The organism is Pseudoalteromonas sp., from assembly GCF_036960685.1.
Classification (GTDB): Bacteria; Pseudomonadota; Gammaproteobacteria; order Enterobacterales; family Alteromonadaceae; genus Pseudoalteromonas.
On record NZ_JBALXK010000012.1, the window covers coordinates 67,963 to 84,492 of the forward strand.

Below are 16,530 nucleotides of genomic sequence, written 5' to 3' on the forward strand. Positions count from 1 at the left end.
TATCTGCCCTTAATCTATATCAAATTTATAAAGTATATCAACGTTCTGATATAAGCCACTGGTAATTTCAATGTAGAGCTGCGACAGTAATTGGTAACGTACTGCCACTTCACTTAGAGAATCAAAAATACCTACGCTGTATTTAACTTGAATGCCGGGCGCTACATAACCAGAGATTTCTACCTTGGTTTCATCACCGCTGCCTTTTGAGCTCAAGCTAACATCCGATAAACCAAATGTTTCGCCCACTTTTGACACCATCCCTTCACTGCGACTCACCCCTTGTGCAAGTAATAACTGTGTCAACATCGCGTCAGTGGAGCTATCCCCTTCATCCAAGGGTTGGCCATTTAATAAGTAAGCCAATGATTGCGCTTGATCCATTGCAGGCTCAGAGAATACCTTTAATACCGGTTGCTCAATGTTACCCGTTAAAGTGATCCCAGCGATCACATCGTTAGCAGTATTATCTGGGTTACGGATTGCTTTGATATTTAAGTACGGTTTATCGATTGGGCCACTAAAACCAATTTGACCGGTGCGAATAAGTAAATCTTGCCCAAAAGAACGATAAGTCCCTTCGCGTAAATTCAACTCACCGGTTGCGATCATCGGGGTTTGCTGATCCATTTTAATTGATAAATCACCTTCAATTTTAGACTCCAAACCAAACGAATCAATGCGCACATCATTTTCAACGATCAGTTTAAGGTTAATATCGTAATCAAACGGTACTGCTTGTGTTTGCTCTGCTTGTTTGTCGATAATAATTTCATCGTCACTTACTTGCACAGCCCCTTCCGGAAGCTCTTCAATTTCAATTCGGCCATACGGCACAACTACTTGTCCCGCTAATTTAAAGGCCTTATCAGCTAAACTAATCTTTAAATCCGGTGATATCTTAAATGTTACACCTTGCTGGGCACGAACATAAAATTGCTCCCCAAGCACAGCTAAGTTCACGGCAGGCTCAGTACCTTGCCAATCTACATCGCCCACTAATGCTAACTTACCGCCTTGCGCATCGTTTAACTTACCATCTAGAGTGGCTTTGGTTTTATCGAACGTAATACTGATATTTGAATCGACAATCGCAACTGGCAGCTGATCGCCTTGTAAATTCACATCTATGACTTCCAGCTCACCATTAAGCAAAGGCGCACTTAGTGAACCTGCTAAAGCAATTTGTCCACTGATACTGCCCTTTAATTGCTCAAGCACCCCAATAAACGGTTGGAGATCTGTTAGTAAAATCTTATCAATTACCAGCTGACCGCTTAGTAACTGCTGACCCGTTAAATCTTCAGCATTCACATCCGCATTGATATCACCAAGCACTGTGGAGCTCAATCTAGCTTGTACCTTTGCATCTTTGGGATCAGCGATAGCATTGAGGGTAAATGTCTCTATTGGCAAGCGATAACGCTTCTCTTCGTTAATAAGTATTGCAGCCAAGTCATGGGAGTTTATTGTCGCAGATAAGCTTTGTAATTGACTCGCTTGCCAATTTGCTTTGATCTGCCCAGCAAAACCGCCTTCAGTAATAATGTTTTCAGGCAATAAATGTTTAATTTCGGCTAAATCAAAATTCTCTAGCTTGGCATTCAACTGCCCAAGCTGCGTGGTTTGGTTTAGTAGGTCAATACACAATTTACTGTTTTGGCTTTGCCAACAATGTTGCTGAACGGAGAAATCACCATTATCAATGTTATATTTAATTGCAACTGCTGGCTCAGTAGTAAAATCAATTACGTTATCACTTAGCAGCACATTACTTACGCTACCTTGCCACAAGTTATTGGTAAATTTACCTGCAACTTCCAGCTGCGCTTTTCCTTCTACAGCATCTAAATCAAGTTGTAGTTGATGATCCGCTTTATCCCCTGCTGCGGTAACTGTAAAACTATTAATTTGCTGCCCAGCTACAGTGGCATCTGTTACTTTTAAACTCACATTAGTTTGCCAATCAGCTGCGTAGTTAAAATCAGTTTTTACCGTCAAAGCTTCAATGCTAATATCTGCAAAACTTAAATCACGTAGACCAACATCTAAATTAACAACAGGCTCTAAACGAGGACCTGCTATAGCAAGTTTCCCTTCACCAACACCGGTAAATGGTAGTTTCTTTTGTTCTGGTTTATTTAAATGCAGCAAGCCTTTAATATCCCATTGCTCGGAAATATCACCTGATAAGACGAGTTTATTTTCACCACTGACAAGCTCAAATTTCTCAATACTGGCATGCAATGAATTATTTAAATCAAAATCACTGACAAAGGTAAATGGAATATCGTCAACCGTACCGCCAAGTTGGGTATCGGTCATTTTCAACTGCCACTGTTGTTGTTGAGCTTTAAATATCCCGTTAAATTGCCCTGATAAATCACTGGTTACAGTGTCAGTTAAATATTGTGCTTTTAGATTATTTAGCTGCCCTGAAAATTGACTTTCAATACCATCCGCCCAGCTCGCTGATGCTGTCACCGTGGCTTTACTTTCGTTTGCTAGTAATGACAAGTTGTCCACATTTATATTTGTTAATCCCCCGCTGAGTGAGGATTGTAACTGTACTTTGGGATAAGCTGCTAATTGGCTTTGCGCAGCTAATTGCACCTTATAATCATCGGCATTACCCTCACCAGTTAGCTGCACATCATTTATTTTTAAATTATTACCATCCACTTCTAGTTGCCACTGGGTAATATTCGCATTGATTGAGAAAGGGAAGTTTGTAGTTTTTAAATCGGCATTTACTTTTGCAGTCAGTGGATACTGCCCTTCGGTTACCACATCTAATTGCAAATCAGACAGGTCACCAGCTGCATTCAGGGTTAGTTGATGCTCTGGATTATTAACAGCAATTGTTGCACTAATGGGTGTATCATCCACTAAACTAGCTTTTAACTGGGTATCTAAATGCCACTGTAAGTAATTAGCACTGAGTTCAGGCAGCGTAAGTTCGCTTTTATCTATTGCGAATGAGCCTTTAATATCGTTAATTTCATGGCTTTGCTCTGCTTGTACAAGTGTGACTTTGGAGATCAATAGCTGCTCAAGTTTTGCTGCAAGCGGCGAGCTAAAATGAATGTCAGGTAAAGCTGCTAGTGCAGTTAATGGTTCGACAGGAGCAGCTTGAGTTTCTTTAAGTAGCACATCAACCTGTGCAATGGTTAATGAACTTAAAGTAACCAATGAATGTTCTGCAGACGCTGACAATACAAACTTTTTCACTGCAACATCGGCACTGGCATGGGCAAGTTCAAATGATGCAATGGCAATTCGTTTAATCGAAATTGCCAGCGGTAAGCTAATTTCCTCAATTGCGTCCGTATCAACGGGCTCTGCTAATACCGGCTCAGCTTCTGTCACCGCTTGTGTTGACTGTGGCAATACTAGCGCAATGCTCTGTGCACTGATATTTTCGATACAAATACCATTACAGCCCCACCAAAACAAATCAACTTTGAGATTTTTTGCTTTGAAATCCAGGCCGTCTTTTTTAAACTCAACATCAAATGAATCGTTATATAAGAACCGGCCGTTTTTAATCGTTACTTGCAAACCGTCAACAAGTTTATTAGCAGTGTATGCTATAAACTGATTACCCGGCGCGGTAAAAAGCACGCAAAAGACTAACACCAAGATTGATGCAAAAAAAACTGTTAGCGCCGCGGTGATTTTTTTCATTTTTGACATTAAATTTCAGGCCCTATAGTAATACTTAATCGCGTACTTTTACTTTCTTTGGTCAGTCCCCACGCGTGGTCAATGCGCACAGGTCCAACTGGCGTTAAATAGCGAATACCAAAACCAGCGCCCACTTCAACGCGATCTGTAAAGTCGTTGGTCGCGGTACCACTGTCCACAAATAAAGCGGCTCGCCAGCTTTCTGCAAACTGGTAATTATATTCAACCGTACCTGTCATTAAATATTTACCACCTATTAAACGACCAGCTTCATCTTCAGGTGATATTGATTGATATGCAAAGCCACGCACACTTTGGTCGCCACCAGCATAAAAACGCAGTGAAAATGGCACATTGTTAATATCATCTACTAACATGGCACCTACATTCGCTTTTAAAAACAGTAAATGACGATCGAGGTAAGTTTGTAACCAGGCATTTTGGATCTGAACTCTGACAATGTTGGTTGTAGAAAACATATCCTTTAAACCAAACTCTGCAGATAACAACCACTGATAGCCCGATGTTGGCGTTGTACCCCCTTCAGTTTCTTTTTTTGCATAACTGATCCCAGGCATTAACATTTTCGAGCTTTGCTCTTCATCACCAATTCGGTAAGTCTCACGGTCTCGACGTAAAAATGCAGTACGTACCCAGTCGTCATCCGTCAACCATTGCCGTTGTATTTGACCTGTTAAAATTTTACTGTATACATCGTTAGTTAACTCATCTTCGAGCTTGTAACCCGCTGAAAATCGCCATAAATCATCATTAGGATCGTCAACAGGAATAGTGTAACCGAGTGAGATGTCTTGCTGACGCTGAGATACATTCAAGTTGCTTTCAAGGTAGTGACCGTTTTCGGTGATCCATGGTTTAGTCCATTTAAAACGAACCTTAGGCCCCAAATCAGTACTATAACCACCACCCACTTCATAACTATTGGCTGGCTTGTGCAGCACGTCAACTTTGATTGGTACTTGTTGATCCGCACGCTCAGATATATCAGCATACACACGGACACTAGCAAAATACGGTGTGGTAGAAAGCGCTAAGTTATACTCTGATACTAACGTTGCTTTATACGCTTCACCTTGCTTAAATTTGGCTAACGAGCGAATGTATTTTTCAGCTGGGGTTTGCTCACCTAATACCAAATCACCAAATTGATAACGAACACCGGTATCTATGCTTAATATCACCTCTGCGCTATTATTCTTTATTGAAATAGCAAGCTGATGCGTCAGCCACTTGACATCAAAGTAGCCTAATTCAAGCAGTTGCCCTTCAATTTTTTTGCGTGCAGCATCGTAATGACTATGATTTAAAATATCACCCTGCTTTAGCGCAATACTGTTTATGGTTTGCTTAAGTAATAAGTCATCTTTACCTGCGCCATTTACGGTGATACGTACGTCAGCAATACGCGTTACTGGCCCACGGTCGATTGTTGCAATCAATGTTTTTGTTTCGTTCGCATAATCAAGCTTAATAACAGGTTTATAATACCCCAGTGCTTTTAAGCTACTGGCAACTTGTTTTTTTGCATGACTTAACAAAGTACTGGTGGCTTTTTCACCTTCTAGTTGCTTTAAATACAGTGCAACATTTTTTTCAAGATCGCCCTTAATACCATTTATTTCATAGCTATTTACAACTTGTACGGCCGCAAACACATTTAATGAAAACAATAAAAATAAACCAACTGCAATGCGAGTTAATATCCAGCTAGGCAAGTAATTTCCTTACTTAAAAACGATTTATCGATAATGAAAGAAATAGTACCATAATGAAGCCACTTCACGCAGTAACTCAAATGTGAAAATTAGTACGCTTATGGGCTGAATTTTGGTTACAATAGTCATTACTAATTTGAAATAATTTTATTGAGTTTTTAAATGCACTTTCCTGATGATGACAATGGCCAACTTTTAGCTGAAATCGCAGCTGCAGGCATAGATTTAGCCCTGATGCACAAAATCGATTTCTATATTTTATTTGAGCAAAAAGTAGACGCTGAAAAATTTGCCACGGCAATAGCCGAAGATGAGCTTGCACCGGCAACCGAGTTAGTGCAATGCAAAGATACCGGTATTTGGGAAGTTGTTACTCAGGTGCAAATGGTGCCAGATCACACCTTACTAGGCCAAACTGAGCAATATTTAGAAAGTATCGCTAATGGCTATAATGGCTATGGTGACGGCTGGGGATTAATGGAAGACGAGCAAGACTAATTTATAAATCAGTTAAGTTTAACCACTTAACTGATTCGCCTTTCTGAAATTTCCTTGGTAATCAAATAGTTTATCGGCAACCTTCCAACCGTATTTTTTACTTTTTCTGGCAATCACAAAATCCGGCGCTACCAGTTGTAATTGTTTATCAATCACTTGCTGTGCTGATTTAAACTCTTTCGGTGCTTGTCCTTGTGCAGTGCGCTTAGCAAATTGTTTATTAAACGCATAACGTGCTGCCGGTTTTGCAAAGTCATACACTTCATCACAACTAGCGCCATCTTCATCATAATAGGTGATCTTTATTATCTGCTGATTACTTGCAAGGCTTGCAGCACTTAAACCACTGCAACGCAGTACTAGTGCATCTTTTAAGTTGAGTGCCGCACGTAATTTATCATCGGGGTCAGCCATTACCTCATGACACGCTTGACACTGACGGGCAGCAATATCATTTTCTGCGCCGCACGCTTCACACTCTTTAAAACGAAATCGGTAGTCACATTGCTCTTGTAAACCGTCCTCATCTTCAAGCAACCCTTTACAGCGCCGCCCAAAATGTTCAACAACTTTACCTTGGCTATCTGTTTTCCCCCAAAAAATATTAGCAAAACCGCAGCCAGGGCATGGCACTTGTACCGGCTCATTATCACTGTCAGCTTTTTTACTGCCCACCTCAGGGTAAAATAGATCAAAACCATTACCCGCATAATCAATGACTAAACACTCTGTCTTCCCTTCGCTTAAACGCAAGCCACGACCAACGATTTGTTGGTATAAGCTAACGGACTCGGTTGGCCGTAATATAGCGATGAAATCCACATGTGGTGCGTCAAAACCCGTGGTCAGGACTGATACATTAACAAGGTATTTTATTCGCCGCTGTTTAAAGGTCATAATTATTTGGTCGCGTTCATCATTAGGTGTGTCACCGGTGATCAAAGCCGCTTGCAGCTCGGGCAAATAGCCATACACTTCTTGTGCGTGTAACACTGTCGCAGCAAAAATCATGACCCCTTCGCGTTGCTCACTGTACTCAATGACTTGCTGCACAATCGCTTTCGTTGCGCGGCTATTTTTTGCTAGTAATTGATTCATATCCTCGCCAGTATAGCGCCCGAATGAATCACAGTTTAAAGACGAAAAGTCATAGTGGCTGATTGCAGCATCGACTTCTCGCGGGGCCGTGAGGTAGTGATGTTTGATCATGTAGCGCAGCGGTAACTCAAAGATGCACTGTTGAAATGGGCTGTTTTTGTCCCCTCGAACAAAACCATGATAATGACGATAATACACCCAGCCTATCCCCATCCTATAAGGCGTGGCAGTTAACCCCAACACTTTTAACTGAGGGTTATGTGCTTTTAATGCCAAAATCACTTTTTCATATTGGCTATCTTTATCACCACTGACACGATGACACTCATCAATGATCACTAACGAATAGTGTTCATTGAGTTGCTCACTATTGCGTGACAACGATTGGATACTAGCAAACGTAACCTGATGCGCTAACGATTTCTGCTTTAAACCTGCAGAAAAAATACTCGCCTCCAGACCAAAGCTTTTATATTTTTCAGCGTTTTGTTCAACCAATTCTTTAACGTGGGCAAGTACTAAGATTTTTTGTCTGGCAATGCGCGCCAACTCAGCAATCACTAAGCTTTTCCCTGCACCGGTAGGCAATACGATTAAAGCAGGCTCTGAGGTTTTACGAAAATAAGCAACGGTACGATCAACAGCTTCTTGTTGATAAGGGCGTAATGTATACGTCATGGTGGCAACTTAGGAGGGGGAAATGGAAGACACGTTTTTTATAAATAATGGGGCCAACGGCCCCAAAATACTAAGCTAAGTGCTTAGTTAGCTCAACGCCTTGGAATGCTTTAGGGCGCTTACCACGGCCTGTCCATTCAACAATTTTACCTTCAAATTCAATACGGTATTTTGGCATTACTTTAGTGCGCTTATCATTTGCACCCTCTTGAAGATCTTCAAGAGTTAAGCCTTTTTCTTTTAACAGCTCAAGTACTTCCTGTTTTGCTTGCTGCTGCTGCGTATACTTTGCGATAGCGTCAGCTAATAATGCTTGTGCTTTTTCTAAGTCTGCAAGACTCGCTGATTTTATAAACGCTTTTATTTCTTTCATTTTCGACTCACTACATTGTAAAGTTATAAATTAGATTTGATTCAAGTAAATTATAAGCCTATTTTTTAAAATAGGCCAAGTCGATTAATCAGTTTTTAAGGATTTTATTTAAACTAAGATTAATAATCAGATTACTATAGTCATTAATTAAAATTAAATAGTTTATTATTTACTTTATCAGTGCTGAGAAATATATTTAACACGCGTACTTTACATAAAGAGTTGTGAGCGCTTTATAATACAACTATATCGACGTTATTAGCGTTTTAAATTTCCCAACTAAACCAATATCATTAATATTTTTTTCAAGACCAATAAAATAGGATTGTTTTTCGTCAGCCCAAGATAAACTCGTGTACACATTATCGCTATTGTCTTTAAGTACATAAAGGATGCCAGGATTGCTATTCACATGATAATTCACCGCGTCCGAATCAATATATACAGCACTGTTTTGGCTAAAACTAAATATTTCTATAATCACAATACCAAACGTATCATTTTTAACAACCTGAGTTAACTGATCCCAACCGCTACCAGCAATAAAATTTCCGCCAACGGTTTTACTCATCACAGTAAATTTTTGTTGCAACAATATATTATCTAAAGCGACTGTGTCGCCTGCAAATTGATCAGACAAATTAGTTTGGTCTGCGATTGATTGCGCAGCCATGATTTCAGGTTTCAAGCTACGCAGAAATAGTTCATGGCCGTATTTTTGCTCTGCAATCATTTTGTCAATATCTTTGATCTGAGCTGTGTCGACTAACGCATAACCATTCGTTTTCGTCTCTACAGCGAGCCGAATATAGTCTGTATCTTGAGCTGCATTAACTTTATCATGTTCGTGCAGGACAATTGGCGTTTCTGTAAAAGAGAACACCTGAGCGCCCTGCTGTTGCGTTGATTGCTCTGCAAGAAACGGATTAGAATTTAAATCGGGCTCATTAGCAAAAGCTACAACCGAAAATGCAGCTGTCATAATAGCACTGAAGATCACGTTACGTTTTTTCATAAGAGGCTCTTTATCCATAAAGTAGGCAATTAAAGGTGATTAACTAACAACCAGTATAGTCGATTAAACACCCAGCTTGTACCCATATACTGAATTTATTTTTAATTTACATCACAATGTTCTGTTATCAACAGCAGCCCTTAAAGCGGGCACCTTCGCTTATAAATTAAGCAGTAGCAACTGTGCTTATATTTAGTAATAATCTTATAGATACAAAAAAGCCCTGTTGGTACAGGGCTTTTTTATATCTGGATAATAAAGATTAAATACTCGGTACTAATTTAATTGCGCCTTGCTCTACTTTCATATCTAAAGGCAGCTTGCTTAATAACGCTACTTTAGGATCATTCATATTTAATTTATAAACCGGATTCACAGCTAAAAATCCGTTAATTATTTTCATTGCTTCATCATCAAGTACCGCTAAATTACCTTTAAAGCCACCAGCGTCTACGGTTGAATCAAGTAATTTTACATTGCGTAAAAATACCGCTTTCTTCTCACTATCATAAAAAGGCGCACCTTCTATTTGCAACTTTAAACGCACAGGGTATTTAAGCGCAAAGGCATTTATAACGGCACTTGAATCTGCGCCTAGTACAACGACATCACGATTATCAGGGCCAACATTTACACTTAAATCATTCACATCAAATTGCACAGGCAAACCCATCAAGCTCACTTTTTCACTGAGCTTTGGCAATTGTTGGGTAAGCACTGTTTCTATCTCGCTGCTAGTAAATGAATAGACAGAAACACCATTAGTAGTATTACACGCTGAAAGAAATAAACAGCCAATCAATAAAATATACTTCATTATTTTTCCTTTACTGTATTCAAAGTATTAACGCCAAAAACTTAATAAAAATAAAGCCGCACAATGGCGGCTTTATCATTCAATTTACTGGAGCCAACAGCCATTAAACATTAAAAATTACTTTTAAACGAGTCAGTGTGTCAGCATCAACTGAACCTTGGCTGAGTGCCAAAAGTTGTTTTAAGTAATACTGTAAATCAGCTTGTTCGCCACGATGTTTATCATCAAGCATCGCAACTTGCTCAGCCATGCGTGATATACCTTCAGGGCTGCTCACATTAGCAAGGATCTCCATTCTCACCAATAGTTGTGCAACGCTTAACTGCGTACCAACATTGCTTTGCCACTGTGTAGGAATGGCTTGCTGGTCTTGCAGTGCAGTAAACAAAGCTGCAAAATCTGCTTGGGCCGCTTGCTCAGATACGACAGTGAGTTTATCGTCAATATTAGTCAATAACTTTTGAATACGATTATTTAATTCTTTGCTACTTTCAAGTGCAACGACCTTAGTACGTAAATCCAGTAATTGTGCTTTTTGACTAACAGCTGCTAACGCGTCTTCAAGTTCAACTAATTGGCTTGTTATTACCGCATTGTCGGCAGCTTGTTGCTCTTTATGCTGGGCAAACTCTTCACTGCGTTTAGCAAAGGTTACATCGTTAAATTGGCGGAATTTTTGCCATAATGCATTTTCAGCTTTGACCCCCGCAAAACCGATGTTCTGCCACTGCTGTTGTAACTCTTTTAGCTGCTGACATGCGCTCGCTAAGTCATCACTTTGCGCTAACTGTTGTGCTTGCTCTACAAGTTCATTCTTTGCCGCGGCATTACCTTTGTGAAAGGTATTTAAAGTATTAAATACTTGCTGCTGCAGCGCTTTATATTGTGTTTGTAGTGCACGATATACCTTAGGCTCTACATTGCCGGCATTACGCCAAACTTTATTGATGCGGTTGTATTGGCTTTCAAATTCTTTCCAATCAAAGCCTGTGCTAGCTGTGTCAGTCTCATTTAAGACCGCCATTTGTTTAATTATAGCATCGCGCTCAAGCTTACTCGCTTCGCGTTGCTGTTCAAGCTCGGCAAAATAGTCGCGACAAGGTGCAAATAGTAGTTCGATTTTGTCATCAAACTCTTTACCTTGTGCTTGCTCTTGCTCAGTATCTAAACGACCAAGTTCATTCCAACGACGGCGTAATGTTTTCACTTCACTTGCACGCGATTTCGCATCCGTACACGGTTGTTCAAGCAACGCTGTGATCTCGCTCAGTAATTCTTCGCGTTTCGGTGCAGATGCATATTTTTGCCAGTCACGGGCGTTATCTAATTGCTGTTCAAGATCTGCTTTCAGCTTTTCAAGGCTTTGCTGGCTATTCGGTGTAAGGCTCTCATATAACTCAATAAAGCCTTTAAAAACACCAAACGCAACATTAAAACGCCCTTGTTCAATTAAGCGTTTTACGTCACGCCCTTTACGAGCCGCGAGCTGCTGATTTTTAGTTAACTTATCACTGATAGGTGCAACCGCCGTATTCCAACGTTGCTGCTGCTGTGCAAGTTGCGCTTTAAAAGGCCCTTGTAAAGTCTTTGGTAACTGTGCCAACGGTGCTTTAGCAGCTTTATGCGCTTGATTAAAATGACGCTCAGCGTCATCGTAATTTGTTTGCTCAATATCGTCGGTACTGATGTTAGTCAGTTCTGTTAATGCGGCTTTAAATGCACTGATCGCTTCACTAAGTTCGGGTAATTTAGCGACTTGTTTAAACAAACTCGTTAATCGCGTGGTAATCTGCAGCTTCTGGGCATTATCTGGTAATTCACTTTGCGCCAAGCTATCTTGCGCTTGCGCTACTTTCGCTTCTAACCAATCTTGTTGTATTTGTTCTGGTGTTTCTAAGCCCAATTGCAATGCATTTTCAATTTCATCGCTAAGCGCTTCTAAATTTGCCAATGCTAACAGCTGACGTTGTTGTAACGCCAAGCGTTGCTGCTGCTGATCATGTTCAGCCTGTAGTTGATTAACTAACTCATTTAGCTTGTCGGTCAACATAATATATTTGGCTGCAACTATGTCACGTTGTTCAGGGCTTAACCAAGTCAGTTCTAGCGCTTGCCATTGATTCGTCAGCTCAGCGTATTGTTGAGTCACCACGGCAAAATCTTGCTTTTCACGTAATGCATTGAGTTTTGCCAAAATAACACGGGTGTCATTTTGCACTTGTAATGGCATTTCAATCGCTAAACGTTCATTTTCAATATGCGTTTCAAGGGCGACTTTTGCATCCCCTTGTGCATGCTTTACTAAGCTTTTAACTAATTGATGCGTGATCACTTGCTCTACAAGATACATTTGTAGCTCAGTTGAGCCTTCTTTAAACGCTTTTTCAACTAGTTTTGGGTTAGCTAAACGTTTTAAAAGTTTTGCTCTAACTTGCAGTTCTTTTTCTGCAAATGCCAACTTCTCAAGGGTTTTAACTGGTGCAAAACGCTCTATATATTCGTTTTTAATTTGGCTAGACAATTTACTTTCGTCACTTAAAACTGCGCTAGATATGTGTTGCTCTGCCAGTTCTTTTAAGCTTTGATCTTGTTTATACGCCTGCCACCACAACACTAAGTCGTTTACTTTAGTCAGTGCTTTTTTACGAATTTCTGCAGAACTATCTTCAAGTGCTAATGTATTTAAAATAGTCGCATCACGCTCTCCATCGAGATTTTCAATGGCCTCTAAACGTACTTGTTGCTTTGGGTGCTTCCACTTCGGGGTAAAAAGGTGTTTAAAGATCATGTTCACTAAACCTTGCTATTTCGTTATCTGCGGTGAATTCTTTTTGCAATTGTGCTTTAGTTTTTTGCACCATTTCACCATTAGAACCAATGGTAAATTGCTCATTTGTTTGCGCAACTTTAGCTTGATAGAGCATCACTAATTGCACTGTCTGCTGTTTTTGCTCATCACTTAACACAGTGCCATCAGGCCATTTTCCTGTTGCCGCACCATACTGTAAGCGTTCGAATAATTCTGGGGTAATTGTTTTTACAAGATTGTCGATGTTCATGTCATTTTTTCTTTTTCAGCATCACTAAAATAACGCGATTTATTAAATACCAAATACAGCCAATAGCGATGGCTGCGGCGCATGCGTACCAATTTGGTGTTTCAGGTTCAGGGTTCAAAAAGTACAAGCAAAAGAAGCCAGCTAAAAATATGATCAGCGCAAAAAAAGAATGATTCATAAACATTTGTTGTTTTTGAATACGCTTTTCGCGTGCTAGCTGTTGACGTTGCTCGTCATCAAGCTGCGCTACATTACTATCACAGTGTGGGCACTGTTTATGTTTATCGGATATTGACTTATTACAACTAGGACAACTAACAATCGCCATCTCTCTCTCCATACTTTGCATAAAAATCTACGCATAAAAAAGGCGCCCTGCGGCGCCCTTTATTGTACGTGTTTTATTTGTCGTTGTCTTTTTTCAATTACACCCAATCGGTGTGGATCAAAAAACAACTTTAATTACGTTGATTAATCTTTTGACTCAGCATCTTTAGCGTGTTTTGCTAGACGCTTTTCCCAGAAAGTCGCATTTTTGATACCTAACTTAACCGGATCAAATGTAATTGGACCGCCACTTTTCTTTTGGTCTTCATAGTCACGCAAACATAATAGTGCTGGTCTTGCGACAAAAAATATCGCTAAGATCCCGACAATATTGATCCACGCCATCAACCCTACGCCAATATCACCAATATTCCAGATATAGCCAGAGCTGTTAACCATGCCGTATGAGACCATAAACATAATCACTAACTTCACAATTACCAGTGGGATACTGCCTTTAAAATAGCGATTTAAATAGGCAACATTGGTTTCTGCAATATAGTAATAAGCAAGGATTGTAGTAAATGCGAAGAAAAATAATGCAATACCAACAAACGCTTCACCAAAACCACCAAACACGCTAAATAAAGCCATTTGCGTAAAGGCCGCTGAGCCAACTTCAGTTGCTGCATCAACGTTTTGTACAATAAATTGCCCTGCTGGTAACTCACCAACCACATTGTATTGTTGCGTAATTAAAATCATCAGCGCGGTCGCTGTACAAACAAAAATCGTATCAACATACACTGAAAATGCTTGCACTAAGCCCTGTTGCGCTGGGTGATCAACTTCTGCGGCAGCGGCGGCATGGGGGCCTGTACCTTGACCAGCTTCGTTAGAATAAATACCACGCTTTACACCCCAACCAATAGCCGCACCAAAGCCAGCCTGAGCGGTAAATGCATCGCTGAAGATCAACGAGAAAATTCCCGGTACTTTATCGATATTTAAAAATACCACGATTAAAGCAAGCACAATGTAGCCTAGCGCCATAAATGGCACGACGATTTGGGTAAAGTTGGCAATGCGTTTAATTCCACCAAAGATAATAAACGCTAACACAATAAGGATGATAGCCAATGCAACCAGTTTAAAACTGCCTACATCACCAAAACTGGTCGTTACCATAGTGCCATCACCAAAAACTTGCGTAAAAGCGTTACCAACGGCATTCGCTTGCACACCAGGTAAGAACACGCCACATGCAATAATTGCAGCGATGGCAAATAAAACAGCTAACCATTTTTGTTCTAAACAACGGTCAAAATAATAAGCTGGGCCACCGCGGTATTGACCGTCTTCTTCGGTTTTATAAATTTGCCCTAAGGTTGATTCTGCATACGCGGTACTTGAACCTAAAAAAGCCACGACCCACATCCAAAAAATAGCCCCTGGGCCACCAAAGCCAATGGCTGCTGCCACACCCGCAATATTACCTACACCTACTCGTCCAGATAATGAAACCGCTAACGCCTGAAAAGACGAAATACCGGTATCTGAAGTATTTGGGCTAAATAGGAGTTTACACATTTCCTTGAAATGTCTAATTTGAGCAAAACGGGTTAATACGGAATAAAAAAGACCTGCGCCTAGACATAAATAAATGAGTGCATTACTCCAAACAATGTCATTAACGGTGCTTACAAAAGCTTCCATGGATATCCTCTATAGTTATATTTATTATTTATATAGTTACGATACTGTGCTTGAGCGACTCAGAATGCGCGACTGATTGCAAAGAAGTAATAGATCATTGGCTAAAGACACCAGCGCCTGCTTCTCTTTTCAATTTATTGAATATTAACTTAAACCACCTAACCTTGTTAACAGTTAATTATCAAAAAAAATGAATTATGCTGCACTAACTCAGGTGTAAAGCAATTAGGTGAATATCTATCGAATAATCGTTATTACTGTGTTCGAAAGATATTCACCATTACATACTAAAAAAATAAAAAGGCATCATTAAATGATGCCCTTCTCTATTAGCGTAGCTTGTCAACAACGTTGACGATGGCAGCCAGTGTATCTTGACCAAATTGATACGAGCGGCGATCTGACCAGCCATAATCTGGATCAGGTAAACCATCGTTATCTTTAAATGGCATTTCAACGGTATAAGCCAGTGCCTTAAATTCTTCTGCAACAGCAGATGAGCCAACGGTTAGATTTGCTTGACCTGGCTCGTCTTTGTCGTAGCCATGCACATCTTGGAACTCAGGTGTTACTATATGTAATGCGGCTTTAAAACTGTCTTCTAAGTCTTTTAGGCGTGCATCATAGCTTGGAATACCTTCACTGCCTGCAACAAAGTTATATGGAATAGCTTCATCACCGTGAATATCTAAGTGCATATCAACACCCGTTTCACGCATTTTGTTTAGTACTAAATACACCTCAGGGCTATTTTCCATGCTCGGTGTTTGCCATTCACGATTTAAATTTACGCCTTTGGCGTTAGTACGTAAATGGCCACGTACGCTTCCGTCAGGGTTCATATTTGGTACTATGTAGAATACCGCTTTTGATAACAATGCCGCTGCATGCGGGTCTTCATCATCTAATAATTTATGCAATACGCCTTCAACAAACCATTCAGCCATTGTCTCGCCTGGATGTTGACGGGCTGTGATCCAAATTGTCTTTTTATTCTCGTCACTTTCGCCACCAATGCGCAACACACTCATATCACGGCCATCAAGGGTTTCACCGAGTGTTTCCAGCTGACAAGCCTCTTGGCTTTGTGCCCAAGTGATAAGATCTAAGTGGCGCTCGTAGCTATATGGAGCAAAGTAAGCAAAATAAACAGTGCCACACTCTGGCTCAATCTCAAATGATAACGTGCCATCAGCATAGTTTGAAGGAACTCGAAACCATGTTTGGCGATCATACGAGGCGACCGCTTGATAGCCATCCCAACCATCTGGGTAAGCAGAATTCTCAAGATTATTGATATGTAGTTTGTGGCTTTGAAAAGGTGTCGTTTCTAGACGAAAATGAAACCACTGAAAAAAATCAGATAAATGATCTTTATTGATCTCTAGTTGAATATTTAGTGGGTCGGTCGCGGCAATGACCTTGATATTGCCACTGTCAAAATTACTGGTGATTTTCATTTTATTAAACCTATATATGAAAAATTAATCGCTCACCTTTCGCTTGTCAGTGAGAAATTAAACAACGCCCTAATGTAATAGACGTATTGTTATTTAAATGTAGCAAACTAAATACAGCCTACCACA

12 protein-coding genes are annotated in these 16,530 nt (G+C 40.2%); 1 reads left to right on the forward strand and 11 read right to left on the reverse strand.

The annotated features are described in order from the left end of the window. Positions 1–9: 9 nt before the first annotated feature. Together tamB and V7783_RS11765 are read right to left on the reverse strand one after the other, a co-directional pair. Positions 10–3,696, reverse strand: a complete 3,687-nt coding sequence (gene tamB / locus V7783_RS11760) for an autotransporter assembly complex protein TamB (protein WP_335678864.1) — start codon at positions 3,694–3,696, stop codon at positions 10–12. Then, entirely contained in the window at positions 3,696–5,423 is a 1,728-nt protein-coding gene (locus V7783_RS11765) for an autotransporter assembly complex protein TamA (RefSeq protein WP_442961368.1), read from the reverse strand. The genes tamB and V7783_RS11765 overlap by 1 nt, the downstream gene beginning before the upstream one ends. A gap of 162 nt (positions 5,424–5,585) precedes the next feature. Between V7783_RS11765 and V7783_RS11770 the strand changes: the two genes are divergently transcribed. After that, positions 5,586–5,921 (forward strand): ribonuclease E inhibitor RraB, encoded by a 336-nt coding sequence (locus V7783_RS11770; protein WP_335678865.1) that lies wholly within the window; start codon positions 5,586–5,588, stop codon positions 5,919–5,921. 18 nt (positions 5,922–5,939) lie between these two features. On the opposite strand, the gene V7783_RS11775 is transcribed toward V7783_RS11770, so the two are convergent. From V7783_RS11775 to V7783_RS11815, 9 genes are all read right to left on the reverse strand, one after another. Further along, positions 5,940–7,697 carry a DEAD/DEAH box helicase gene (locus V7783_RS11775; RefSeq protein ID WP_335678866.1) on the reverse strand — a complete coding sequence of 586 codons (1,758 nt, stop codon included), beginning with the start codon at positions 7,695–7,697 and terminating at the stop codon, positions 5,940–5,942. 70 nt (positions 7,698–7,767) lie between these two features. Further along, the gene (locus V7783_RS11780; RefSeq protein ID WP_335678867.1) at positions 7,768–8,070 is read right to left on the reverse strand and encodes an H-NS family nucleoid-associated regulatory protein; all 303 of its coding nucleotides are present in this window, start codon (positions 8,068–8,070) and stop codon (positions 7,768–7,770) included. Positions 8,071–8,314: 244 nt separating this feature from the next. Further along, positions 8,315–9,085 (reverse strand): hypothetical protein, encoded by a 771-nt coding sequence (locus V7783_RS11785; protein WP_335678868.1) that lies wholly within the window; start codon positions 9,083–9,085, stop codon positions 8,315–8,317. Between the two features lie 262 nt (positions 9,086–9,347). Then, positions 9,348–9,902: a DUF1439 domain-containing protein gene (locus V7783_RS11790; protein WP_301561998.1), complete on the reverse strand. Its 555-nt coding sequence runs from the start codon at positions 9,900–9,902 to the stop codon at positions 9,348–9,350. A 103-nt stretch (positions 9,903–10,005) separates the two neighbouring features. Beyond that, a complete protein-coding gene (locus tag V7783_RS11795) occupies positions 10,006–12,690 on the reverse strand; it encodes a DUF349 domain-containing protein (protein ID WP_335678869.1) in 2,685 nt (894 codons plus the stop codon). Further along, positions 12,680–12,961 (reverse strand): YeaC family protein, encoded by a 282-nt coding sequence (locus V7783_RS11800; RefSeq protein ID WP_016707757.1) that lies wholly within the window; start codon positions 12,959–12,961, stop codon positions 12,680–12,682. Before V7783_RS11800 ends, V7783_RS11795 begins: the two co-directional genes overlap by 11 nt. Before the next feature lies 1 nt (position 12,962). Beyond that, the gene (locus V7783_RS11805) at positions 12,963–13,289 is read right to left on the reverse strand and encodes a hypothetical protein (RefSeq protein WP_335678870.1); all 327 of its coding nucleotides are present in this window, start codon (positions 13,287–13,289) and stop codon (positions 12,963–12,965) included. A gap of 143 nt (positions 13,290–13,432) precedes the next feature. Continuing rightward, complete coding sequence (locus tag V7783_RS11810) at positions 13,433–14,944, reverse strand: alanine/glycine:cation symporter family protein (RefSeq protein WP_192541601.1); 1,512 nt, start codon at positions 14,942–14,944, stop codon at positions 13,433–13,435. Positions 14,945–15,273: 329 nt separating this feature from the next. Then, entirely contained in the window at positions 15,274–16,404 is a 1,131-nt protein-coding gene (locus tag V7783_RS11815) for a M14 family metallopeptidase (protein ID WP_335678871.1), read from the reverse strand. Positions 16,405–16,530: the final 126 nt, after the last annotated feature.

Excerpts from the sequence above, each read along its gene's own strand:
- tamB (WP_335678864.1), bottom strand. The coding sequence starts at position 3,696 with ATGTCAAAAATGAAAAAAATCACCGCGGCGCTAACAGTTTTTTTTGCA.
- V7783_RS11785 (WP_335678868.1), bottom strand. The coding sequence starts at position 9,085 with ATGAAAAAACGTAACGTGATCTTCAGTGCTATTATGACAGCTGCATTT.
- V7783_RS11815 (WP_335678871.1), bottom strand. The coding sequence starts at position 16,404 with ATGAAAATCACCAGTAATTTTGACAGTGGCAATATCAAGGTCATTGCC.
- V7783_RS11795 (WP_335678869.1), bottom strand. The coding sequence starts at position 12,690 with ATGATCTTTAAACACCTTTTTACCCCGAAGTGGAAGCACCCAAAGCAA.
- V7783_RS11780 (WP_335678867.1), bottom strand. The coding sequence starts at position 8,070 with ATGAAAGAAATAAAAGCGTTTATAAAATCAGCGAGTCTTGCAGACTTA.
- V7783_RS11810 (WP_192541601.1), bottom strand. The coding sequence starts at position 14,944 with ATGGAAGCTTTTGTAAGCACCGTTAATGACATTGTTTGGAGTAATGCA.
- V7783_RS11775 (WP_335678866.1), bottom strand. The coding sequence starts at position 7,697 with ATGACGTATACATTACGCCCTTATCAACAAGAAGCTGTTGATCGTACC.
- V7783_RS11770 (WP_335678865.1), top strand. The coding sequence starts at position 5,586 with ATGCACTTTCCTGATGATGACAATGGCCAACTTTTAGCTGAAATCGCA.
- V7783_RS11790 (WP_301561998.1), bottom strand. The coding sequence starts at position 9,902 with ATGAAGTATATTTTATTGATTGGCTGTTTATTTCTTTCAGCGTGTAAT.
- V7783_RS11800 (WP_016707757.1), bottom strand. The coding sequence starts at position 12,961 with ATGAACATCGACAATCTTGTAAAAACAATTACCCCAGAATTATTCGAA.
- V7783_RS11805 (WP_335678870.1), bottom strand. The coding sequence starts at position 13,289 with ATGGCGATTGTTAGTTGTCCTAGTTGTAATAAGTCAATATCCGATAAA.